Origin of the sequence: Pseudomonas sp. KBN10P06128 (assembly GCF_037574945.1) — a bacterium.
Taxonomy (GTDB): domain Bacteria; phylum Pseudomonadota; class Gammaproteobacteria; order Pseudomonadales; family Pseudomonadaceae; genus Pseudomonas; species Pseudomonas aeruginosa.
Genome location: NZ_JBBELR010000001.1, coordinates 2,132,726 through 2,155,522 on the forward strand (window position 1 = coordinate 2,132,726; position 22,797 = coordinate 2,155,522).

At 66.7% G+C, this 22,797-nt stretch carries 20 protein-coding genes, 1 tRNA gene and 1 pseudogene; 20 read left to right on the forward strand and 2 right to left on the reverse strand.

All coding sequences use genetic code 11. The features are described 5' to 3' along the window. Positions 1-55 precede the first annotated feature (55 nt). Together VQ065_RS10165 and wapB are read left to right on the forward strand one after the other, a co-directional pair. Positions 56-145, forward strand: a tRNA-Ser gene (locus tag VQ065_RS10165). Between the two features lie 350 nt (positions 146-495). Continuing rightward, positions 496-1,488 (forward strand): 1,2-glucosyltransferase WapB, encoded by a 993-nt coding sequence (gene wapB / locus VQ065_RS10170; protein ID WP_073660296.1) that lies wholly within the window; start codon positions 496-498, stop codon positions 1,486-1,488. Positions 1,489-1,527: 39 nt separating this feature from the next. Here wapB and VQ065_RS10175 read toward each other — a convergent pair whose 3' ends face one another. After that, entirely contained in the window at positions 1,528-2,328 is an 801-nt protein-coding gene (locus tag VQ065_RS10175) for an IclR family transcriptional regulator (RefSeq protein ID WP_014603652.1), read from the reverse strand. Between the two features lie 157 nt (positions 2,329-2,485). On the opposite strand from VQ065_RS10175, the gene VQ065_RS10180 reads away from it, so the two are divergent. The 13 genes and pseudogenes from VQ065_RS10180 to VQ065_RS10245 all read left to right on the forward strand — a co-directional run bounded on the left by VQ065_RS10180 (position 2,486) and on the right by VQ065_RS10245 (position 15,759). After that, positions 2,486-2,872, forward strand: a complete 387-nt coding sequence (locus tag VQ065_RS10180; protein WP_003086280.1) for a Zn-ribbon domain-containing OB-fold protein — start codon at positions 2,486-2,488, stop codon at positions 2,870-2,872. Continuing rightward, positions 2,869-4,020: a thiolase gene (locus VQ065_RS10185; protein WP_003086283.1), complete on the forward strand. Its 1,152-nt coding sequence runs from the start codon at positions 2,869-2,871 to the stop codon at positions 4,018-4,020. Before VQ065_RS10180 ends, VQ065_RS10185 begins: the two co-directional genes overlap by 4 nt. A gap of 109 nt (positions 4,021-4,129) precedes the next feature. Next, positions 4,130-6,277 carry an acetate--CoA ligase family protein gene (locus VQ065_RS10190; RefSeq protein ID WP_003086285.1) on the forward strand — a complete coding sequence of 716 codons (2,148 nt, stop codon included), beginning with the start codon at positions 4,130-4,132 and terminating at the stop codon, positions 6,275-6,277. Then, positions 6,261-7,127, forward strand: a complete 867-nt coding sequence (locus VQ065_RS10195) for a MaoC/PaaZ C-terminal domain-containing protein (RefSeq protein ID WP_003086287.1) — start codon at positions 6,261-6,263, stop codon at positions 7,125-7,127. Before VQ065_RS10190 ends, VQ065_RS10195 begins: the two co-directional genes overlap by 17 nt. A gap of 81 nt (positions 7,128-7,208) precedes the next feature. Beyond that, entirely contained in the window at positions 7,209-8,564 is a 1,356-nt protein-coding gene (locus VQ065_RS10200; protein ID WP_003108631.1) for an MFS transporter, read from the forward strand. Positions 8,565-8,587: 23 nt separating this feature from the next. Beyond that, positions 8,588-8,995, forward strand: a pseudogene (locus tag VQ065_RS10205) (PaaI family thioesterase). Positions 8,996-9,135: 140 nt separating this feature from the next. Further along, the gene (locus VQ065_RS10210) at positions 9,136-10,200 is read left to right on the forward strand and encodes an acyl-CoA dehydrogenase family protein (protein ID WP_003086296.1); all 1,065 of its coding nucleotides are present in this window, start codon (positions 9,136-9,138) and stop codon (positions 10,198-10,200) included. Continuing rightward, a complete protein-coding gene (locus tag VQ065_RS10215; RefSeq protein ID WP_003086299.1) occupies positions 10,200-10,961 on the forward strand; it encodes an enoyl-CoA hydratase/isomerase family protein in 762 nt (253 codons plus the stop codon). Before VQ065_RS10210 ends, VQ065_RS10215 begins: the two co-directional genes overlap by 1 nt. Before the next feature lies 1 nt (position 10,962). After that, on the forward strand, positions 10,963-12,108 hold the full coding sequence (locus VQ065_RS10220; protein WP_003086301.1) for an acyl-CoA dehydrogenase family protein: 1,146 nt from the start codon (positions 10,963-10,965) through the stop codon (positions 12,106-12,108). 40 nt (positions 12,109-12,148) lie between these two features. Continuing rightward, complete coding sequence (locus VQ065_RS10225; RefSeq protein WP_003086302.1) at positions 12,149-13,066, forward strand: SDR family NAD(P)-dependent oxidoreductase; 918 nt, start codon at positions 12,149-12,151, stop codon at positions 13,064-13,066. Positions 13,067-13,081: 15 nt separating this feature from the next. Then, positions 13,082-14,068, forward strand: coding sequence for an NADH:ubiquinone reductase (locus tag VQ065_RS10230; protein ID WP_003086306.1), 987 nt, complete (start codon positions 13,082-13,084; stop codon positions 14,066-14,068). Positions 14,069-14,146: 78 nt separating this feature from the next. After that, the gene (locus VQ065_RS10240; RefSeq protein WP_445262789.1) at positions 14,147-15,385 is read left to right on the forward strand and encodes an OprD family porin; all 1,239 of its coding nucleotides are present in this window, start codon (positions 14,147-14,149) and stop codon (positions 15,383-15,385) included. A gap of 98 nt (positions 15,386-15,483) precedes the next feature. Then, entirely contained in the window at positions 15,484-15,759 is a 276-nt protein-coding gene (locus VQ065_RS10245) for a zinc ribbon domain-containing protein (RefSeq protein ID WP_023098713.1), read from the forward strand. Between the two features lie 2 nt (positions 15,760-15,761). Here the strand turns inward: VQ065_RS10245 and VQ065_RS10250 are convergent, their stop codons facing one another. After that, positions 15,762-16,238 (reverse strand): GreA/GreB family elongation factor, encoded by a 477-nt coding sequence (locus tag VQ065_RS10250; RefSeq protein WP_003086322.1) that lies wholly within the window; start codon positions 16,236-16,238, stop codon positions 15,762-15,764. A 174-nt stretch (positions 16,239-16,412) separates the two neighbouring features. Between VQ065_RS10250 and amaB the strand changes: the two genes are divergently transcribed. The 5 genes from amaB to rmuC all read left to right on the forward strand — a co-directional run bounded on the left by amaB (position 16,413) and on the right by rmuC (position 22,710). Further along, the gene (gene amaB / locus VQ065_RS10255) at positions 16,413-17,906 is read left to right on the forward strand and encodes an L-piperidine-6-carboxylate dehydrogenase (protein WP_003086325.1); all 1,494 of its coding nucleotides are present in this window, start codon (positions 16,413-16,415) and stop codon (positions 17,904-17,906) included. A 55-nt stretch (positions 17,907-17,961) separates the two neighbouring features. Further along, on the forward strand, positions 17,962-19,248 hold the full coding sequence (amaA, locus tag VQ065_RS10260; protein WP_003086327.1) for an L-pipecolate oxidase: 1,287 nt from the start codon (positions 17,962-17,964) through the stop codon (positions 19,246-19,248). A 72-nt stretch (positions 19,249-19,320) separates the two neighbouring features. Then, on the forward strand, positions 19,321-19,689 hold the full coding sequence (locus VQ065_RS10265; protein WP_003086329.1) for an antitoxin Xre/MbcA/ParS toxin-binding domain-containing protein: 369 nt from the start codon (positions 19,321-19,323) through the stop codon (positions 19,687-19,689). A gap of 134 nt (positions 19,690-19,823) precedes the next feature. Next, positions 19,824-20,579: an RES family NAD+ phosphorylase gene (locus VQ065_RS10270; RefSeq protein WP_003086331.1), complete on the forward strand. Its 756-nt coding sequence runs from the start codon at positions 19,824-19,826 to the stop codon at positions 20,577-20,579. 769 nt (positions 20,580-21,348) lie between these two features. Further along, positions 21,349-22,710: a DNA recombination protein RmuC gene (rmuC, locus tag VQ065_RS10275; protein WP_003081943.1), complete on the forward strand. Its 1,362-nt coding sequence runs from the start codon at positions 21,349-21,351 to the stop codon at positions 22,708-22,710. Positions 22,711-22,797: the final 87 nt, after the last annotated feature.

A 22,797-nucleotide genomic window follows, 5' to 3' on the forward strand; every position in this document is an offset into this window, starting at 1 on the left:
AATCTTCAAGAAAGCTTCGCGTTCTTCGTACAAGCTGGTATCATGCGCGCCGCACGGAGAGATGCCGGAGTGGTCGAACGGGACGGATTCGAAATCCGTTGAGTCAGCAATGGCTCCTAGGGTTCAAATCCCTATCTCTCCGCCATTACATATGAGCAAAGCCCCTGGAATGCCTGGCGTTCCGGGGGCTTTGTCTTTTCTGGCGAGCGTTCGGGCATCCCCTCTGCCGGGCGGGCGAAAAAGCCGTGCCATGGTTTCGGGTGCCGGCCAGGTCGTGCAGCTTTCCTAGGAATGCTGCGGGCCCTTCCTTGGTTCTGCCCTTCCTTCTCCTCTGGGTGGTCGTCCCGCTCTGCCTGGGTTTCGTGGGTGCGCTGAGCGCGCATTTCTCCACCGCTTCCGATTTTCTGTCCTTCGGGCGCCGGGTCGGGCGACCTGCCGGTTTCGATGGTCGGTGCGGTTCTTCTTAGTATCCCGGCGCTTGAAGGCGCCGCGGATGTGTGGCCGAGCTGCATGGCACGGTTTCCCTCCGGCGGACAGCCAGGATATCGGTTTGCGCCGAGTCCCGGAGACGGGGCTGGGGAGGAAGAAATGCGTCCGCTCGTTTCCGTCGTTTGCGCCTGTTTCAATATCTCGAAGTATCTGCACGAGGCGATCGCCAGCATCTACGCGCAGGGCTATCCCAATCTCGAGTTGATCGTGGTGGATGACGGATCCACGGACGACACCTATGAGCGTCTCGCCATGCTCCGCGAGCGTCACGGTTTCCAGCTCTACCGCCAGGCTAACCGAGGGGTGAGCGACGCGCTCAATCACGGTTTGCGTCATGCGCGGGGCGAGTTCGTGATGACTCCCGACCTGGACGACATTCTCCTGCCTGGAGCGCTCGACACGCGCGTCGACTACTTGCTTGCGCACCCCGAGGTCGGGTGCGTGGGCGGTTTCAATATCTGTATCGACAGTGCCGGTAACGAAGTGGCGCGAGACGGTTTCAGCGAGGGGTGTGTGGAGCGTTGGGGGTTCGATGCAGCATTGGCCGAGACCCTGGTGGTCATGCCGCTGACGGCGCTCTACCGCATGGAAGCGATGAAGCGGGCGGATTTCTTCGACCCGTCGATTAGCGTGCAGGATTTCCAGATCACCCTAAGGATCGCGGCGCAGGGCTATGAAATTCATCGACTGCCGGCCTACATGGGGCGTTATCGCCGGCATGGAAGCGGTCTGTCCGGCAGGTACAAGCTCAATTACGAGGCGGATATGCAAGCCATCGAGCCTTATCGGGCTCACCCGAATTATCGCCGGGCCCGGCAACTGATCCTGAACAAGGCGCTGAAGAAGGCTGTTGTCCAGGATGGGCGATATGCCTGGCAGTTGTTCCGCTCGGTGCCGCTGCGGGCGTGGGACCGGGTGACGCTGAAGCGATTCTGGCGCTTTCTCCGTTATCTGCCGGTCCTCGGGTTGAAAGGTGGTACCGGCGTCGAGGGTCGATGACGGCTGGCCGGCTAATCTTTCAGTGGGTTGAATGTCATTTCAGGATTTATCCTTCAGTGCCTCGCCCTGGGGAAATAGCGCGCGGCTCACGAAGCGCGCGGTATCCCGCAGGCTGGTGCCGATCCGTTCCAGGTCGTCGGGCTGGTGCTGGGCGCTGATGCCGATCGCGGAGATGGCGAAGCGCGGTTGTCCGTCGCGGTCGGTGATGGCGCTGGCGACCATGCTCACGCCGCGGTAGAGGTGTTCCTGGTCGATAGCCCAGCCGCGCTCGACGGCCTCGGTCGCTTCGGCCTGGTAGCGCTCGAAGCTCGGCGGATTTTCCCAGCGCACGCGGGTCAGTCGGCGGCGCAGTTCGTCCTCCGGCAGTTCGCGCAGGCCGGCAATGCAACGCCCGGCGGCGCCGACCAGTTCCGGCAGGCGCGTGCCGACGGCGACGTTGACGTGGGCGACGGGCGGTGCGGCAAGGGCGATAACGCGGATGTGCGCATCGTCGGTGACTTGCCACAGGGCGATGAGGATGTGGTGGGCAAGGCTCAGTCGCTCCAGCTCTGGCTGGATCAGGTCGGCATAGCTGCGTCCGACGAATCCTACGGCCAGTTCCGACAGGCCAAGGCCCAGTTGGTAGGTCTTGCCCGCATCGTCGAAGGAGGTCAGCCGTTCGTTGCTCAGGGTGCGCAGGATATTGAAGGCGCTGCTCGGGCTGATGCCGGTGGCGCGAGCGATGGCGGCCACGCCTTGCGGTCCGTCGGCGTGGGCCAGGTGGCGAAGTATCTGAATGGCGTTCACTACCGCGCCGACATCTTTGCTGCTGGTGCCTTTGGTTGTGGCGTCCTTGGTCATTTTTCCTCTTTTCATTCAGTATTGTGATTGACATTCACGATAGTGAATATATTCTGGCCTTCCGGAACGTACAACCGGGGACGGAAGCAGTATCCGGTTCGGCGTCCAGCGCGATGCACTTTGCAGCAAAGGTCGACAAGAACAAAGGAGAAACCTCGTGGCAGATCTTCCCGATGGCAGTACTCCGGGACCTGAGGCGCAGTACCTTGCGTTTCTCGCCCAGGGCCGTTTCATGTTGCAGCGCAGCCGTTCCAGCGGTCGCCATGTGTTCTACCCGCGCCAGTTGGTGCCGGGTAGCGGCGAGACTGATCTCGAGTGGGTTCCCGCCAGCGGCCTGGGTACGCTCTACGCGATCACTGTCAATCGCTCCCGCGGCGGCAATCACAATGTCGCGCTGGTCGACCTGGACGAGGGCGTGCGCATGATGTCGCGGATCGACGGGCACCAGAGCCTGCCGATCGGCACCCGTGTGCAGGCGCGCATCGTCGAGCAGGACGGTGCCAATGTCGTGGTGTTCGTTCCCCACCAGGAGGGACGACCATGAGCGCGGCCATCCGAGGCAAGACCGCCATCGTCGGCATCGGTAGCGCCGGCGTCGGCGAGGCGCCGGGCTACAGCGCCATCGAACTGCTCGGCCAGGCGTCGCTCAAGGCCATTGCCGATGCCGGCCTGAAGCTTTCCGACATCGACGCGATCTTCGCCGCCACCAGCTCCCATGCCTTTCCCACCTTGTCGGTCGCCGAATACCTCGGCATCCGCCCGAAATTCGTGGATGGCACCAATATCGGCGGCTCCAGTTTCGAGCTGCACCTGCTGCAGGCCACTTTGGCACTGGAGGCCGGTCTCTGCGACGCTGCGCTGATCTGCTACGGCTCCAACCAGCGAACCGCCGGCGGCCGCCTGGTATCGATGAGCGAGCCACAATGGCACGAGACGCCCTACAAGCCGCGCCACCCGATCACCGCCTATGCCCTGGCGGCCAGCCGGCACATGCACCAGTACGGCACCACACGCGAGCAGCTCGCCGAGGTGGCGGTCTCTGCCCGGCAATGGGCCAACCTGAATCCCGAGGCGTTCGCCCGCGGGCCGTTGAGCGTCGATGACGTCCTTGCCGCGCGGATGGTCAGCGACCCGCTGAGTGCCGCCGACTGCTGCCTGGTCACCGACGGCGGTGGCGCCTGCGTGGTAGTGCGCGCCGAGCGCGCCCGCGACTTGCCCAATGCGCCGGTGTACTTCCTTGGCGCGGCCGGAGCGCAGTGGCATCGCTCGATCGTGTCGATGCCCGACCTCACCGTGACGGCGGCCTCGGAAAGCGGTCCGCGAGCCATGCAGATGGCCGGTGTGCGGCACGCCGACATCGACCTGGTGATGCTCTACGACGCCTTTACCATCAACACCCTGCTGTTCCTCGAGGACCTGGGTTTCTGCGCCAAGGGCGAGGGCGGCCCATTCGTCCAGGGCGGACGCATCGCGCCCGGCGGCGAGCTGGCGGTGAACACCAACGGTGGCGGGCTGTCCTGCGTGCATCCGGGGATGTACGGGATGTTCCTGATCATCGAGGCGGTGACCCAGCTCCGCCGCCAGGCCGGCGAGCGGCAGTTGGCCAAGGCCGACGTGGCGTTGCTGCACGGCAACGGCGGCACGCTGTCCAGCCAGGTAACCGCGTTGCTCGGCACCGGCGACACGCTCTAGACCCCTGGCCGACAGGTCTTCCGGGCGCTGCCGTGGCGGCGTCCCGCGGGCGCGCTCGCCCGCGAGAAGGTTGTCGTGCCGGCCACAGACAAACGGATCAGGTGAACCCATGTCAGCGAACCACTCGCAACAGCTCATCGACGCTCCCCGTTTCGCCAGTCTTACTCCATTGATCGAACCACGCTCGGTCGCGGTGATCGGCGCTTCCAGCGACCCGACCCGCATCGGTGGCCGTCCCATCGCCTACATGCTGCGCCATGGCTATGCCGGGCAAATCCTCCCGGTCAATCCGAATCGTGCTGAAATCCAGGGGCTGCCGGCCTTCGCCAGCGTTGCGGAGCTGCCGCAGGCACCGGACGTGGCCATTGTCGCGGTGCCTGCGCCTCAGGTGCTGGAGACCGTCCGGGCGCTGGGCCGCCAGGGGGCGCGCAGTGCCATCGTGTTCTCTTCCGGATTCAGCGAGGTCGGCGAGGCCGGCGCGGCGATGCAGGATGCGGTGGTAGCCGCTGCCCGCGAGCACGGTATGCGCCTGCTCGGTCCGAATGCGCTCGGCGCGTTCAACAGTAACCTGGGTTATTACGCGTTCTTCTCCACCAGCCTGGAACGTGGCGTACCGCTGCCCGGCCGGGTAGGCATCGCCACCCAGTCCGGTGCCTACGGCGCGCACCTGCTCGGCATGGCGCGCCAGCGGCGCCTGGGAACCCCTATCTGCGTGGCCACCGGTAACGAGGCCGACGTCACCCTGGGCGACAGCATCGGTTGGCTGGTGGAGTCGCCGGAGATCGACGTGGTGATGGCCTACGCCGAATCCATCCGCAACGTCGACAGCTTCCTCGCCGCCCTGGAGGCCGCGCATCGCGCCGGCAAGCCGGTGATTCTGCACAAGGTCGGGCGCAGCGCCCTGGGTAGCCGCGCGGCGCTGTCCCACACCGCTTCGCTGGCCGGCGACGACAAGGTGCTGGACGCCGTGCTGGGCGACTATGCGGTGATCCGCGCCAGGACCACCGAGGAACTGATGGACATCGCCTACCTCGCCACCCGGCGTATCTATCCGGTGGGCAACAGCCTCGGCATGATCACCGTCAGCGGCGGCGCCGGGATCATCGTCAGCGATGCCGCCGAGGAGGTCGGCCTGCCGATGCCGCCGATGCCGGACATGGCCCAGGAGCGGCTGAAGGCACGGCTGTCCTTCGCGTCGCCGATCAACCCGGTGGACTGCACCGCGCAGGCCCTGAACGATCTGACGCTGGTGCGCGACTTTACCGAGTCGATGGTGGTCGACGGTGGCTACCGTTCGCTGCTCGCCTTCTTCACCCAGGCCGGCACCGCCGCCTCCATCGGCGCGCGTCTGGCCGAGCAGTTCCGGCGGATCAAGGAGGCTCATCCCGAGCGTCTGTTCGTGGTCTCGGTGATGGGCGAGGGGGAGGAGCTGGCACCCTACGAGGAGGCCGGCTTCGCACTGTTCGAAGACCCCACCCGGGCGGTAGTGGCGATCCAGGCCATGGGGCGGCTCGGCGAAGCCTTCGCCCGGCCGTTGCGCCTGCGCCGGCCTGCCGGCGGGCTACAGTTGCCCGCCTCCACGCCCGGCGAAGCCGAGGCCAAGCGCCTGCTGGCGCGCGCCGGTATCGAGTCCGCCGCCGAGGCGGTGCTGGGCAGTGCCGAAGAGGCGGTTGCCTTCGCCGAGGGCATCGGATACCCGGTGGTGCTGAAGCTCGCCTCGGCGGACATCCAGCACAAGTCGGAAATCGGCGGCGTGCTGCTTGGCGTAAGCGATGCGGACGCGGTACGCGCCGGTTTCCAACTGCTCCTGCGCCGGGCCGCCGAGAAGGCGCCGCAGGCGCGTCTCGATGGCGTCCTGGTGGCGCGTCAGCTGCAGGGTGGGGTGGAGTGCTTCATGGGGATCCAGCGCGATCCGCTGTTCGGCCCGGTGGCGCTGTTCGGCCTGGGCGGGATCTTCGTCGAGGTGCTGCAGGACGTGGTGTTCCGCCGCTGCCCGTTCGAGGTCGACGAAGCCGAGGCGATGATCCGTAGCATCAGAGGCGCGCCGCTCCTGCTCGGCGCGCGTGGCCGGCCGCGGGCCGACGTCGCGGCGCTGGCACGGCTGCTGTCGAATCTCTCGCGGTTCGCCTGGGAGGCGGGAGAGCGCTTGCGCTCGGTGGACCTCAACCCGGTCATCGCCTTGCCGGAGGGCCAGGGCGCCTGGGCGGTGGATGCGGTGCTGGAAGTCGAGGAGGTGGCCGATGGCGCTCGATCCTGAGGTGCTCCTGAACTACCCGATCCCCGAAGTACGCCAGCGCTACAGCCGGCGCGACAGCGCCTTCTATGCATTGACCCTCGGTCTGGGCGGCGACCCGCTGGACGAGCGCCAACTGGTCTACGTCGATCCGTGCCGCGATCTCCAGGCATTGCCGTGCATGGCCCTGGTGCTCGGTCATCCGGGCTTCTGGCTGGGCAATCCGGCGACTGGCGTGGACGCGCTGCGCCTGGTTCACGGCGAGCAGCGCCTGGAGTGGCGGCGGCCGTTGCCGGCGGAAGGCGAGGTGATCGGTAGGACCCGGGTCACCGGTCTGGTAGACAAGGGCGCCGACAAGGGCGCGCTGCTCTACAGCGAGAAGGTGCTCAGCGACGCGCTCAGTGGCGAGGTGCTGGCTGTCGCCCGCAGCACCACCTTCCTTCGCGGCGACGGCGGCTTCGGTGGTTCCCGGCAGGTGCCGGAAATGCCGCATCGCTTGCCTGAACGGACGCCCGACCTGCGACTCGACCTGCCGACCCGTCCGGAGCAGGCCCTGTACTACCGCCTCAACGGCGACGACAACCCGCTCCACGCGGAGCCCGCGGCAGCGCTGCGGGCCGGCTTCCCGCGGCCGATCCTGCATGGCCTGTGCACCCTCGGCGTGGCATTCCACGCAGTGTTGCGCGGGCTCGCCGACTACCGCGCGGAGCAACTGGGACATCTGCAGGTGCGTTTCTCGGCTCCGGTGTTTCCCGGCGAGACCTTGCGTACCGAGATGTGGAGCGACGGCTCGTTCCGCACTCGCGTCGTCGAGCGCGATGTGGTGGTGCTGGACAACGGCCGGGTAGGTCCGCCGCCAGAGCGGCCGGACTGAAGCGAAGGGCGGTGGCGCGAGGGAACGACCGTCGGGCTGCCGTGAAGATCAACCGAAATCCTGCTTGCGAGAACAAGAATAATGAATGCAACCGCGCTTTCCCCGAACCCGGCGCCGGCCATTTCCCGGCGCACCATGCTGATCGCCTTCGTCTTCTGCTTCCTCGGCCTGCTCGCCGACGGCGTCGACCTGATGTTCCTGGCCTACAGCCTCAACAGCCTGAAGGCCGAATTCGGCCTGAGCAACTTCGAAGCCGGCTCCCTCGGCAGCCTGACTCTCGCCGGCATGGCCGTCGGCGGTATCTATGGCGGCTGGTGCTGCGACCGCTTCGGCCGGGTGCGAGTGGTGACCTGGACCATCGTGCTGTTCTCCATCGGTACCGCGTTGCTGGGGCTGACCCAGAACTACTGGCAGTTCGCGCTGATCCGCTTCGTCGCCTCGCTCGGCCTCGGCTCGCTGTTCGTCGCCTGCAACATCCTGATGTCCGAGTGCGTCGGAACCAAGTACCGCACCACCATCCTCGCCGCCATGCAGGCCGGCTGGACCGTGGGCTACCTGGTGGCGACCCTGCTGGCGGGGCAGATCATCCCCGAGTTCGGCTGGCGCACCTTGTTCTTCACCGCCGTGGCGCCGGCGCTGGTCTGCCTGGCCCTGCGGCCCTGGGTGCCGGAGTCGCCGTCCTGGCTCGCGGCCCAGGCCGGGCGCCAGCGTCCCGGCGCGGCTCCGCAGAGCCACGCCGAGGCTGGCGGCGCCGGCCCGCTGGGACGGATGCTGGGCGATCCGGAAACGCGCGGCATGTTCCTGCTCTGGAGCCTCACCTCCTGCTTCCTGCTGTTCGGCTACTACGGCACCAACAACTGGATGCCGTCCTACCTGGAGAGCGAGCTGGGGATGAACTTCAAGTCGATGACCGGCTACATGGTCGGCACCTACAGCGCGATGATCCTCGGCAAGGTCGCCGCCGGTGTCTGCGCCGATCTCTTCGGCCGGCGCCTGACCTTCGCCGCCGGGGCCATCGGCAGCGCCGCCTTCATGCCGTTGATCGTGTTCTACCACTCGCCCTCCAACATCCTCTGGATCCTCATCACCTTCGGCTTCATCTACGGCGTTCCGGTCGGGGTGCTGGCCACCTACATGACCGAGAGCTTCTCCACCCGCGTCCGCGGCTCGGCGGTGGGCACCGCCTACAACCTGGGTCGTATCGGCGCGGCGGTGGCACCCGCCGGCATCGGCCTGCTGGCCACCCACGTGTCGATCGGCGCGGGTTTCCTGGTGATGGGCATCACCTACGTGCTCACCGGACTGATCCCGGCGCTGTTCATTGCGGACCGGCTCTACGACCCGAACCGCGAGTCCCGCGATGCCGAGAGCGCTTCCCGACGGCAAGCGCCGGGCAGTGCCGTGGATACCGCCGAGCGGCGCGCGGCCAAGGCCTGATCCTGCGGAAGGAGTGCACATCCATGAGTTCTTTTCCACGACAGCCAGCGGCGGAGCAGCGGCCCGCCAGCTTCCAGGAGTTCATCGGCCTCGAGCGCTGGACCGATGCCGACGGGGTGGCGCGGGTGCGCCTGGGGCATCGCCCGGAACTGATGAACTACCTGCAACAGTTCCACGGCGGGGTGTTGATGTCGGTGCTGGACGCCGCCATGGCCTAGGCGATCCGTGCCTGCCTGCCGGACTGCTCGATGGTGACCATCGACATGGCTACCCACTTCATGGGTAGCGCCCGCGGCGAGCTTCGTGCGGTTGGCAGGGTAGTGCGACGGACCCGCACGATCTGCTTCTGCACGGCGGAAATCTGCAACGAGGACGGCGAGGTCATCGCCATGGCCTCGGGCAGCTTCAGGTACCGCGCGGCTAAGCCGTAGCGGAGTTCCGGCGGCGCGGCAGCGGAGCCATCCGTCGCGCGTCCGGACCACGGCCTGCGCGGTCGCTCCGCGCGGACAAGCCGGCGCCGCCCGTGCAGATGACGGACGGGCGGTCGGCGTATCGACAGGAGGGCGAACAGATGAGTGAGCAAGACGAGTGGGCCGGCGAGCGCGAGCAGCGTCTGCGGATGATCCGCGACAGCGCGGCTTCGCTGGTGCCGCGCGACGGCGACCTGAGCCGCGTGCGCCGCGGTCGTTTCACCGGTAGCGGGGTGGACCGCCAGGCCTGGCGCGAGGTCTGCGCCATGGGCTGGCCGGCGCTGCGCCTGGATGAAGCGTTGGGCGGCAGCGGCCTGGGCATGAGCGAATACGCGGCGTTGCTGGAGGCGCTGGGGCGCGGCCTGCTGCCCGAGCCGCTGATCGAGGCCGGGCTGGTGGCGCCGTTGCTGCCGGAAGACGAGCGCGTTGCGTTGCTGGCCGCTGAGCGGCTGGTCCTGCCGGCGGGCATCGCCTACCGCGATGGGCGGCGGCGCCCTCGTATGCAGGAAGGGCGGCTGCACGGCGAAGTCGCTCACGTACATCTGGCTGGCGCCGCCGATGCCTGGCTGGTGGCCTGCGAGCAGGGCCTGGCGCTGGTCGAGCGCGATGCCGATGGCGTGGAACTGCTCTGCGAGGCGACCCAGGATGGCGCTCACCTGGCGCGCCTGCGTTTCCGCGATGCGCCGGCACGGTGGTTGTCCGGCGAGGTGGCGGAACAGGTTCTGGACGAGGCAGCGCTGGCCTGCGCGGCCTATCTGGTCGGACTGATGGATGGCGCCTTCGAGCGAACCCTGGAGTACCTCAAGGTACGTCGCCAGTTCGGCCGCGAGATCGGCAGTTTCCAGGCGCTGCAGCACCGCATGGTCGACCTGAGGATCCAGATCGAACTGTCGCGCGCCATGGTCGAGCAGGCCGCCGCCGCGATCGATGCCGGGGCGTCGGAAAGCGAGCGCCAGCGGCAGGTTTCCAGCGCACGGGTACGGGCCTCGGAAGCGGCTCTGCTGGTGACCCGCCAGGCCATCCAGTTGCACGGCGGCATCGGCTACACCGACGAGGCGGACATCGGCCTGTTCCTGCGCCGCGCCATGGTACTGCTCAATGCCCACGGCTCGCTGGCGTTCCACAAGGCGCGCTACGCCGCGCTGCTACAGCGGGAGGTGGCCTGATGAGCGGTTTGTTGCAGGAAACGCGCGGCACGGTGCGCCTGCTGCGCTTCGACAACCCGGCCCGGCGCAACGCACTGTCGCCGGCGCTGCGCATGGAATTGCTGCGTGCCCTGGAGGCGGCCGAATGCGACCCATCGATCCGCAGCGTGCTGCTGACCGGTGGCGAAGAGGTGTTCTGCGCCGGCGGCGACCTGGGCGACATGCGGGTGACCGAGTTGGCCGCCGGCAGGGCGCGAATGCAGGACAACGCGCGGCTGGTGCGGCAGATGGTGCGCATGGGCAAGCCGCTGATCGCCGCGGTCGAGGGCTGGGCGGTGGGAGCCGGGCTGTCCGTGGCGCTGGCCTGCGACAGCATCGTTTGCGGCGCCGGCGCCCGCTTCGCCGCCGGCTTCGGCAAGGTCGGGCTGCTCGCCGACCTTGGCCAGTTGCATACCTTGCCGGCGCGCATCGGTTGGGGGCGGGCACGGCAGATCCTGATGTTCGGCCAGGTGGTAGAGGCCGAGGAGGCACTGCGCATCGGCCTGGCCGACCGCCTCTGCGCCGCTGGCGGCGCCTTGGCGATGGCGCTGGAACTGGCCGGGCGGGTGGAGCAGCAGGCGCCGTTGCCCCTGGCGATGACCAAGGCGTTGCTCGCCGAGGGCCTTGACCTATTGCTGGAGCGGGAGGGCGAGTTGCAGAGCCAGTTGTTTCTCAGCGCCGACCACGCCGAGGGCAAGGCGGCCTTTCTCGCCAAGCGTCCCCCCGTATTCAGAGGAAACTGAGATGACCGACTACGACAGTCTCGACGACAACGCCTTTCGCCTGATGGTCCGTGAGTGGATCGCCGCCAACTATCCGCAGCGCATCCGCAATCCGCCCCGTCGCCTGGGGCGCGAGGAAACCCGCGAGTGGTACCTGCTGTTGTCGCGCCAGGGCTGGCTGTGTCCCGGCTGGCCCAGGGAGTACGGCGGCATGGGGCTGAGCGCCGGCAAGCAACTGATCATGATGGAGGAAATGGAGGAGTACGGCTGCGCGCGCCTGCCCGACAGCGGCGTGACCATGCTCGGCCCATTGTTGATCCGCTATGGCGACGAGGCGCAACGGGCGCGCTTCCTGCCGCGCATTCTCAGCGGCGAAGACATCTGGTGCCAGGGCTACAGCGAGCCCAACGCCGGCTCCGACCTGGCCAGCCTGCGCACCGAGGCGCGCCTGGAAAACGGCGAGTGGGTGATCAACGGACAGAAGACCTGGACCACCATGGGCTCGGAGGCCAACTGGATCTTCCTGCTGGTCCGCACCGAGCGCAGCGCCAAGGCGCAGCACGGCATCAGCTTCCTGCTGGTGCCGATGGACAGCCCGGGCATCGAGGTGCGGCCGATCCTCAACCTGGAGCTGCACGGCGAGTTCTGCGAAGTGTTTTTCAACGACGTGCGGGTGCCCTACGACAGCCTGGTCGGCGAAATCAACCAGGGCTGGAGCATGGCCAAGGCGCTGCTCGGTTTCGAGCGGATCTTCCTCGGTTCGCCCAAGCAGTCCACCTTCGCCCTCCAGCGCCTGGAGCGCCTGGCCCGGCACCTGGGACTGTGGCACGACCCTCTGTTCGCGCGCCGCTTCGCCGCGTTGAGCATGGACCTGGACAGCCACAAGGCGCTCTACGAGCGTTTCGCCGAACGCCTGCGGCGTGGGGAGAGCCTCGGCCCGGAGGTATCCATGCTGAAGATCTTCCAGTCCGAACTGTTCCAGCGCATCAGCGAGCTGGGCCTGGAGGTCGCCGGGGAGGACTCGGCCCTGCTACAGCCCTTCGCCGAAGACCCCGAGCTGCATCCGGCGGGGATCTTCATCCAGTCGCGGCCGACCACCATCTACGGCGGCAGCAACGAAATCCAGCGCAACATCCTGGCCAAGAGCGTCCTCGGCCTGCCGGGCTGAGCGCAACCGAACGACATCCACGGGACGAAGAGGATTACCCATGAGCAGCAGACTCAATGAAGGCAAGGTCGCGATCGTTACCGGCGCGGGCGGCGGCATCGGCCGCGAGATCGCCCTGGCCCTGGCCGATTCCGGGGCACGGGTGGTGATCAACGATATCGGCGTATCGCTACAGGGCGAGGGCGGGTCGGCCTCGCCGGCCGAAGAGACCCTTGGCCTGATCCGCCAGCGAGGCGGCGAAGGTCTGATCAACACCGACAGCGTCGCCGACTGGGACAGCGCGCGGCGTATCGTCGAATGCGCCATGGACGGTTTCGGGCGTCTGGATATCGTGGTGAACAACGCTGGCATCCTGCGCGATGCGATCTTCCACAAGATGAGCGCCGACGACTGGCTGTCGGTGATCAATGTCCATCTCAACGGCAGCTTCTTCGTCAGCCGGGCCGCCGCCGAACGCTTCCGTACCCAGCAGGCCGGCGCCTTCGTACACATGACCAGCACTTCCGGGCTGATCGGCAACTTCGGCCAGGCCAATTATTCCGCGGCCAAGCTGGGCATCGTCGCCTTGAGCAAATCCATCGCCCTCGACATGCAGCGCTACAACGTGCGTTCGAATTGCATCGCGCCGTTCGCCTGGAGCCGGATGACCGACTCGATTCCGGCCGAAACCCCGGAGCAGAAGGCCCGCGTCGACAAGCTGCAGCGCATGACCCCCGAGAAGAACGCGCCGCTGGCCGTCTACCTGGCGTCCGACGCCGCCCGCGAGGTCACCGGCCAGGTGTTCGCCGCGCGTCACCACGAACTCTTCCTGATGAGCCAGAGCCGGCCGCTGCGCAGTGTGCATAGCGAGCACGGCTGGACCCCGGAGAGCATCGCCGAGCACGGCATGCCGGCGTTGCGCGGCAGCTTCATGGACCTGGCGCGCAGCCCGGACGTGTTCTCCTGGGACCCGATTTGACCGAGGAGGCAATCCATGGGCGTGTTCAGGACCCGTTTCACCGAGACCTTCGGCGTCGAACACCCGATCATGCAGGGCGGCATGCAGTGGGTCGGCCGTGCCGAGATGGCTGCGGCGGTGGCCAACGCCGGTGGCCTGGCGACGCTGTCGGCGTTGACCCAGCCGAGCCCGGAGGCACTGGCTGCGGAGATTGCCCGCTGCCGCGAGCTGACCGATCGGCCGTTCGGGGTCAACCTGACCTTGCTGCCGACGCAGAAGCCGGTGCCCTATGCCGAATATCGCGCAGCCATCATCGAGGCGGGAATCCGCGTCGTCGAAACCGCCGGCAACGACCCCGGCGAGCACATCGCCGAATTCCGTCGACACGGCGTCAAGGTGATCCACAAGTGCACCGCCGTGCGCCATGCGCTCAAGGCCGAGCGACTGGGTGTGGACGCCGTCTCCATCGACGGCTTCGAGTGTGCCGGCCACCCGGGCGAGGACGACATCCCCGGCCTGGTGTTGCTGCCGGCCGCGGCCAACCGGCTACGCGTGCCGATCATCGCCTCCGGCGGTTTCGCCGATGGACGTGGCCTGGTCGCGGCGCTGGCGCTGGGTGCCGACGCGATCAACATGGGCACGCGCTTCCTGGCCACTCGCGAATGTCCGATACACCCTGCGGTGAAGGCGGCGATCCGTGCGGCCGACGAGCGTTCCACCGACCTGATCATGCGTTCCCTGCGCAATACCGCGCGGGTGGCGCGCAACGCGATCAGCCAGGAAGTACTGGCGATCGAGGCACGCGGCGGCGCCGGCTACGCCGATATAGCCGCGCTGGTCAGCGGCCAGCGCGGTCGCCAGGTGTACCAGCAGGGCGATACCGACCTGGGGATCTGGTCGGCCGGCATGGTCCAGGGCCTGATCGACGACGAACCGGCCTGCGCCGAGTTGCTCAGGGACATCGTCGAGCAGGCGCGCCAACTGGTGCGTCAACGCCTGGAGGGCATGCTCGCCGGGGTCTGATCCGCTCCGCCACGGCGGTCGCGGCAGGGAGTGGCCGCGGCGCCGTGTCTATCCACTGACGACGAAGAGACAACAACAATGAAAATTCTTCCCGTTCCGATGCTGGCCGCGGGGCTGGCGTTGCTGCCGTCGTCCGCCCAGGCGGAGTTTTTTGCCGACGGCAAGGCCGGCCTCGAACTGCGCAATTTCTATTTCAATCGCGACTATCGCCAGCCAGTCCTATTCGGAGGAGTGGGCGCAGGGTTTCCTGTTGCGCTACGAGTCCGGCTACACCGAGGGCTCTTCGGCCTGGGTGTCGATGCGCTGGGCCTGCTGGGTGTCAGGCTGGACTCCTCGCCAGAGCGATCCGGTAGCGGTCTGTTGCCGTATTCGACGAGCGACCGGCGCGCCGCCCACGACTATTCCAGCCTGGGCCTGACCGCCAAGCTACGGGTCTCGCACAGTACGCTGAAGATCGGCACCCTGATGCCCAGGCTGCCGGTGGTGCAGTTCAACGACACGCGCCTGCACCCGCAAACCTTCCAGGGCGGACTGCTGGAAGTGAACGAGATCGACGGGCTGGCGCTGCAGTTCGGCCAGTTGCGCCAGGTCAAGCAGCGCGACTCGACCAACGCCGAAGACCTCGGCATCACCCGCGGCAACAAGCGCAACGTACTGGCGGGCCGGCACCCCGGCAGCGACCGCTTCGACTTCGCCGGCGGTACCTACCGCTGGAGCGAGCGCCTGAGCAGCAGCTACCACTACGCCAACCTGGAGGATTTCTACCGTCAGCATCATCTCGGCGTGCAGCACCTCTTGCCGCTCGCCGATGACCAGTCGCTGAAGTCCGACATCCGCTGGGCGCGTTCCACCGACGAGGGCGGCAGCCGCGTCGACAATCGCGCGCTGAATGCGCTGTTCACCTATCGCCTGGGCGGCCACGCCTTCGGCCTCGGCTACCAGCGCATGTCCGGCGACAGCGGCTTCGCCTACCTGGCCGGGACCGATCCGTATCTGGTCAACTTCGTGCAGATCGGCGATTTCGCCAACAAGGACGAGCGCTCCTGGCAGTTGCGCTACGACTACGACTTCGCCGCCATCGGCCTGCCCGGCCTGACATTCATGAGCCGCTACCTGCGTGGCGAACACATCGACCTTCTGGACGGCGGTGGGCGCGGCAAGGAATGGGAGCGGGACACCGATATCGCCTACCTGGTGCAATCGGGGCCGTTGAAGAACCTGGGGATCAAGTTGCGCAACGGCACCTTCCGCAGCGATTTCGGCAACGACATCGACGAGACCCGGCTGATCGTCAGCTACGCGTTGCCGCTGTGGTGAAGCGGACTTGAGTTTCCCGATGTTTCCGCGCCATTGACCCTGTAGTGGCTACAGCCTTTTCACTGGAAGCCGTCAGATCCAGACGAGAGGGTTGTGCCATGGGGTTCTTCGAACGGTTGTTGATGGGTGGGCGTCATCATGGACAGGGCGGTGGTCATCACGGCGGCGGTCATCACCGCGGTCAGGGCGGCTATCCGCCGGCGCCAGTCGCGGTGGGAATGGCCTGTCCCGCCTGCCGCACCGCGAATGCGGCGACGGCACGATTCTGCCAGGGCTGCGGCGGCGCCCTGGCGCCGCTGCGCTGTATCGCCTGCAGCGCCGATCTCGCGGCGGGCGCGAAGTTCTGCGGCGCCTGCGGTGCGCCGCAGCAGTAGCCTCAGTCGACGGCGAGGATTTCCACCGCAAGGGGGGAGTCCTTCGCCCCGGTCTCGTCGCCCGGGTGCCTGCCGATCAGGCTCTGGCCCAGTGGCGAGCGAGGCGTGATGACCAACACCTCGCGACCTTCGCAATCGATCTTCAGCCCGGCCGCCTCGGGGCCGAGGAACACTGTTCGCCGGCTGCCGTCGGCGTTCAGCAGGGTGACCAGCGCGGTGAGCTGGATGCCCTGTTCCTCGTCGAAATCGCGCAGCACCAGGTTGCGGTACAGGCCCAGCGCCTGGCGGATCTCCTCGACCCGGCGCGACTGCCCGGCGGCCAGGTAGGCCGCCTCCAGGCCGAGGGTGTCGTACTTGTTCTCGGCGACGTTCTCTTCGTGGGTTGCCGTCTCATGGGCGGTCTGCGCGGCGCGGACGGCGACTTCCAGGTCCGCGGCGAGCTTTTCCGTGATCAGGCGCAACAGCTGTTTCTTGTCCATGTCGGGTAGGCGAGGGCTGGCCGGCGAAGGCGTGCATGGTACGGGAAAGACGGCGGATCGCGACAGCTCGGAGCCAGTATGAAAACTCGGAATGACGTGGCGAATAAAGGTCGTTTGTCGCTACCGGGCAAACCGACTAAAACGAGCGGAAACGAACAGCCAGGAGAACCTCACATGATCGACGGATTGCTGCGCAGTCTCGGCCTCGACCCCAATGCTTTTCGCGATGGCGAGCTTGCCGTGCATACCCCCATCGACGGCAGTCGCCTGGCTGCGGTGCGACTGGAGGGGCGCGCCGCCGTTGCCGCCAAGGTCGAGCGCGCCGAACAGGCGTTCCGCGCCTGGCGCCAGGTGCCGGCGCCGCGCCGTGGTGAACTGGTGCGGCTGTTCGGCGAGGAATTGCGTCGGCACAAGGCCGAACTCGGCGAACTGGTGTCCTGGGAGGCGGGCAAGATCACCCAGGAAGGCCTCGGCGAAGTCCAGGAAATGATCGATATCTGCGACTTCGCGGTGGGCCTCTCGCGCCAGTTGTACGGTCTTACCATCGCATCCGAGCGTCCCGGCCACCACATGCGCGAGACCTGGCACCCGCTGGGCGTGGTAGGCGTGATCAGCGCGTTCAACTTCCCAGTCGCGGTGTGGTCGTGGAATACCGCGCTGGCGCTGGTCTGCGGTAATTCCGTGGTCTGGAAGCCTTCGGAGAAGACCCCCCTCACCGCACTGGCCTGCCAGGCACTGTTCGAGCGTGCCGCGCGGGCCTTCGGCGGCGATGCGCCGGCGCACCTGAGCCAATTGCTGATCGGCGACCGCGAGGCCGGCGAAGCGCTGGTGGACGACCGTCGCGTCGCCCTGGTCAGCGCCACCGGCAGCACTCGCATGGGGCGCGAAGTGGCGCCGCGGGTGGCGGCGCGTTTCGCTCGCTGCATCCTCGAACTGGGCGGCAACAACGCGATGATCCTGGCGCCAAGCGCCGACCTCGACCTGGCGGTGCGCGGCATCCTGTTCGGCGCGGTGGGCACCGCCGGGCAGCGCTGCACCACCTTGCGCCGGTTGATTGCTCATGAGTCGGTGAAGGACGAGATAGTCGAGCGCCTCAAGGCAGCCTATTCCAGGGTCCGTATCGGTCATCCGCTGGAGGGCAACCTGGTCGGGCCGCTGATCGACGAACGCAGCTATCTGGCCATGCAGGACGCCCTGGCGCGAGCCCGCGAGCAGGGGGGACGGGTGTTCGGCGGCGAGCGGCAATTGCAGGAGCGTTATCCGGATGCCTACTACGTGTCGCCGGCCATCGTCGAGATGCCGGGACAGACCGAAGTGGTGCGCACGGAGACCTTCGCACCGATCCTGTACGTAGTCGGCTACCGCGATTTCGACGAGGCCCTGCGCCTGAACAACGAGGTTCCCCAGGGACTGTCGTCGTGCATCTTCACCACCGACCTGCGCGAGGCGGAACTGTTCCAGGGCGCGGCGGGCAGTGACTGTGGGATCGCCAACGTCAACATCGGCACCAGCGGGGCGGAAATCGGCGGGGCGTTCGGCGGCGAGAAAGAGACCGGCGGCGGTCGCGAGTCCGGCTCGGACGCCTGGAAGGCCTACATGCGACGGCAGACCAACACCGTCAACTATTCCCGCGAGCTGCCGCTGGCACAGGGCATCACCTTCGATTGAACGGGGCGCGGCGGGCTCCCGCCGCATGGCAATGAGGCTGGCAGCGGAGTCGCGCATGGGCGGTTTGCAGCAACGGTGTTTGTGGGAAGTGGTTACGCCTCGCCTGTCCGGAGCGGCGAGCCTGAACGGCGAGCAGCGCGCCGACGTATGTGTGATCGGCGCCGGTTTCACCGGGCTTTCGGCGGCGCTCCACCTGCTGGAGGCGGGCCGTTCGGTGTGCGTGCTGGAAGCGTACGAGGTCGGCCACGGCGGGTCGGGACGTAATGTCGGATTGATCAACGCCGGCACCTGGATTCCCCCGGACGAGGTGGTCGCCACCCTCGGCGCCGAGCAGGGAGAAAAGCTCAACGCCGTGCTGGGGCGGGCGCCGGCGCTGGTGATGGAGACCATCGAACGCCTCGGCATCGATTGCCAGTTGCGCCGCGAGGGCACCCTGCACATGTCGCACAACGCCAGCGGCGTGGCCGATCTGCAACGCCGTCACGCGCAGTGGACGCGCCGCGGCGCTCCGCTGGAGTTGCTGACCGGCGCGGCTTGCCACGAGGCCTGCGGCACCCGGCGAATCAGCGCGGCGTTGCTCGACCGACGCGCCGGCACTCTCAATCCCATGGCCTATTCGCGCGGACTGGCCACTGCCGTCGTACAGCGTGGCGGGCAACTGTACCAGCGCTCGCCGGTGCTCGCCCTGGAGCGGCAGGGCGCGCTGTGGGCGGTGCGCAGCGCCGCGGGGGCGGTACTGGCGGAACAGGTGGTGATCGCCTCCAACGCCTATACCGAGGGCGAGTGGACCAACCTGAGGCGGCACTTCTTTCCCGGCTACTACTACCAGGTGGCTTCGGCGCCGCTGCACGGCGCCGCGGCCGAGCGCATCCTGCCTCACGGCCAGGGTTCCTGGGACACCAGGACGGTGCTCAGCAGCATCCGTCGCGATGCCCAGGGCCGCCTGTTGCTGGGAAGCCTCGGCAATGGCGCGAACAAGCCCGCCTGGTTCCTGCGGCAATGGGCCGATCGAATCCAGAGCCATTACTTTCCCGACCTGGGCCAGGTCAACTGGGAGTACAGCTGGACGGGTTGCATCGCCTTCACCCCCGATCATCTGATGCGCCTGTTCGAGCCTGCGCAAGGCTTGCTGGCGGTGACCGGCTACAACGGACGCGGCGTGACCACCGGTACGGTAGTGGGCAAGGCGTTCGCCGACTACCTGCTGAGCGGCGAGCGAGCGACATTGCCGTTGCCGTTCAGTGACATGAAGCCCGTCCCCGCGGCCAGGCTGCGCAGTTGCGCCTACGAGATGGGTTTTTCTCTCTATCACGCCGGTCAATGCTTGCGCGTGGTTCTCTAGGTTCGACCGAATCAAGGTGTGTTTTCAGCAAAATAATGATAGTTTGTTGTAAACACACATGAGGAGGTCGTCATGAGCGCTCTCATCAAGGAACGTCCCAGCGCCGATGCTGTCCTGGCCAAGGCCGTCCTGGCCGCGCGCGAGCAATTGGGGCTGACGCAGCTCGAACTGGCCGGCATCGTCGGCGTCGATCGCAGCGCCATCAGCCGCTGGAAGACCCAGGGCCTGCGGGTGGACAGCAAGACCGGCGAGCTGGCTCTGCTGCTGGTGCGGGTCTATCGCGCACTGTATGCCCTGTTCGGCGGGCAGCAGGAGGACATGCGCCACTTCCTGCGCACTCCCAACCATCACCTGGCGGGCGAGCCGCTGGCACTGATGGGACAGGTGCAGGGCCTGGTTCATGTGCTGGAATACCTCGATGCGATCCGCGGCAAGGTCTGATGCCCGGCGCGCCTGTACGGGGGCCTACGCCTGTCACGGAAAAGGCTGGCAGCCAGAGGCGACACGCCTGGCTGAATGGAGACTGCGGTGCCGCTACGCTGGCATCCGACACCACAGGAAGCGAGGGGCGGAAGGTGAGCGAGATCTGGCGACAGTGCAAGGGTGAGCGGCATGTCCGACCGCTCCAGGGGCGGCTGGTGCGGTTGGTGGAGAGCCAGGAGCAGGTGGCGACCCTGCAATTGGTCGACACCCTGGAAGAACAGGCGTTGCTCGAGGAACTGCTCGAGTCGAGCAAGCCGCCGGTGCCGGCGGATGCCGAGCCATTGCATTACCTGTTGAAGACCCCGTTCCGTTATCCGCCCTTGCGTTGGGGGTCGCGGTTTGGCCGTCGTCACGAGCCAAGCCTGTTCTACGCCGCGTTGAAGCTGGAAACGGCCATGGCCGAAAGCGCGTATTACCGTTGTGTCCTGTGGAGTGGCATGGCGGTGCCGCCACCGAGCGGGAGGATTCTGTCCGAGCACGCTTCGTTCGAGGCGGGCTGGAAGGTGGAGCGGGGAATCCGTCTGCAGGCGCCGCCTTTCTCCGATCACGAGGCTGCGCTGACCGACATCGCCGACTACCGCGCTCCCCAGGAACTGGGAAGTGCCATGCGCAGCGCCGGGGTGCAGGCATTCGAATACCGTTCGGCGCGTTGCCCGGAGCGCGGCTGCAATGTCGCCCTGTTCACGCCCGCGGCCTTCACCGAAAAGCGTCCTCGCAACCTGACGCCCTGGCTGTGCGAAACCACGGCCGGTTACGTGGCCTTCAAGCCGGCGCATGTGCCGGGGTCGCCGAAAATCTTCTCCTGGGAGCTGTTCCTGGTGGACGGAAAGTTGCCGCATCCGGCGTGAGTGGAGGGGGGCACGGTTGCCAGCGATCCGGGGGCACCGTCTGAAGGCCGCCACCTGCCTGTTGGGCAGGGCTGGCCTACATGCCCCGAGGGAAAGAGTGGCTGAGGATTTCGAACGGCATTGCCCTGCAATGGGGCGGCAAGAGGCTTCGGCGAAAATTTGTGCACAAATGGAAAGCAGCTTGTCAAGGGTTGAGAGCGTTAGGCTCTAAACGCTTGATTTTTCATGTTTGAAACGTAACTTATTGAAAAATAACGATAAAAATAGTTGGTGAAAAAATCGTCAATCTGTCCCATAGCCCCACTCCATCGGGGGTTCGGCAGTTTTTTAGGGGCTTTTCCACTGGGTTATCCACAGGATCTGTGGATTTCCCAAGCGCTTGCTCGACAGCACATCGCACGCTCCAAGGCAAGCCCTGTAGCCGCGACAAAAATGCCGTGGAAGCAGAAATATCCCGGCGGCGAAGGGCGCAGGGCGATGGCTTCCGTTACGGAAGTATCTGAAATGTCCTGCGCATGGGGTTATGCACAGCTCGGAAGCGGAGTGCTCGTTCGGCGCGGCGCTATTCGCTCGACGGTCTTTTCCCAAGAACCTAGAATCCGCTGCACGCGCGCCTGCCAGGCGGGTGTTGCGTCGTTTTCCGCTGGAGTGCCCCATGCCCGTCGATCTACCGAACCTGTTGCTTGGCCTGCTGGCTGCCGCGATTCCCCTGGCCGGCCTGGCATGGCAGCTACAGAGAAGGGCCAGCCTGGCGGAGCGCGAGATAGCCTTGCTCGGCGAGCGACTGGCGACCGCGCAACTGGCCCAGGACGGGCTGAATGCGCAGTTGGAGACCAGCAGGGAGGCTTACCAGCAACTCGGCGAGCGCCATGCCAGGCTCTCCGGTGAGGTCGCCGCGCTGCGTCGGGAAGCCGAGTTGATGGGGGAGGAGCGGCAACGGGCGTCCCAGGCGGAGGCACGTTGGGCCAGCGAGCGCCAGGGCCGGGAAGAGGAAGTGCGTCGCCTGGCTTCCGAACGGGCTGCGCTGGCTGCGGAACTGCGCGAGCAGCAGGAAAGCCACCAGCAGCGCCTGACCGACCTGCAGTCGGCCCGCGACGAGTTGCGGGCACAGTTCGCCGAACTGGCGGGAAAGATCTTCGACGAACGCGAACAGCGTTTCGCCGAAACCAGTCAGCAGCGCCTGGGGCAGATGCTCGATCCGCTCAAGGAGCGCATCCAGGCGTTCGAGAAGCGGGTGGAGGAAAGCTACCAGCAGGAAGCGCGCGAGCGTTTCTCCCTGAGCAAGGAACTGGAGCGTCTGCAGCAGCTCAACCTGCGCCTGGGCGAGGAAGCGACCAACCTGACCCGCGCGCTCAAGGGCCAGAAGACCCAGGGCAACTGGGGCGAACTGGTGCTGGAGCGGGTGCTCGAGCATGCGGGCCTGGAAAAAGGCCGGGAATACGAGACCCAGGTCAGCCTGAAGGGCGCCGAGGGCGAACGCTTCCAGCCGGACGTGCTGATCCGCCTGCCCGGCGACAAGCAGGTGGTGGTGGATGCCAAGGTCAGTCTCACGGCCTACCAGCAATACATCGCCGCTGACGACGATCTGTTGCGCCAGCAGGCGCTGAAGCAGCACGTAACGTCGTTGCGCAACCATGTGAAAGGCCTCTCCGGCAAGGACTATCGACGCCTGGAAGGGTTGCACAGCCTCGACTTCGTCCTGCTGTTCATGCCGATCGAGGCGGCTTTCTCGACGGCCCTGCAGGCCGAGCCGAACCTGTTCCAGGACGCCTTCGCGCAGAATATCGTGATAGTCAGCCCGACCACCCTGCTGGCCACCCTGCGGGTAATCGACAGCCTCTGGCGCCAGGAGCGGCAGAACCAGAATGCGCGGGAAATCGCCGAACGTGCCGGTTCGCTGTATGACAAGTTCGTGCTCTTCGTCCAGGACCTCGATGAGGTCGGTTCGCGCCTGCAGCAACTGGACAAGGCCTATGCCGCGGCGCGCAACAAGCTCACCGAGGGACGTGGCAACCTGATCAGTCGCAGCGAGCAACTCAAGCTGCTCGGTGCCCGTGCCAGCAAGAGCCTGCCGACGGACTGGCTGGACCGGGCGCTGGTGGCGCCCGTGGAAGAGGCCGGAGAGGAGTGAGATCAGTTCGATCCCGTGCCCGGGCTTTCGAGAAAACGGAGGCTTTCCGGGAGGGGGATAAAAGAAGGGCGTCCGGAAGGACGCCCT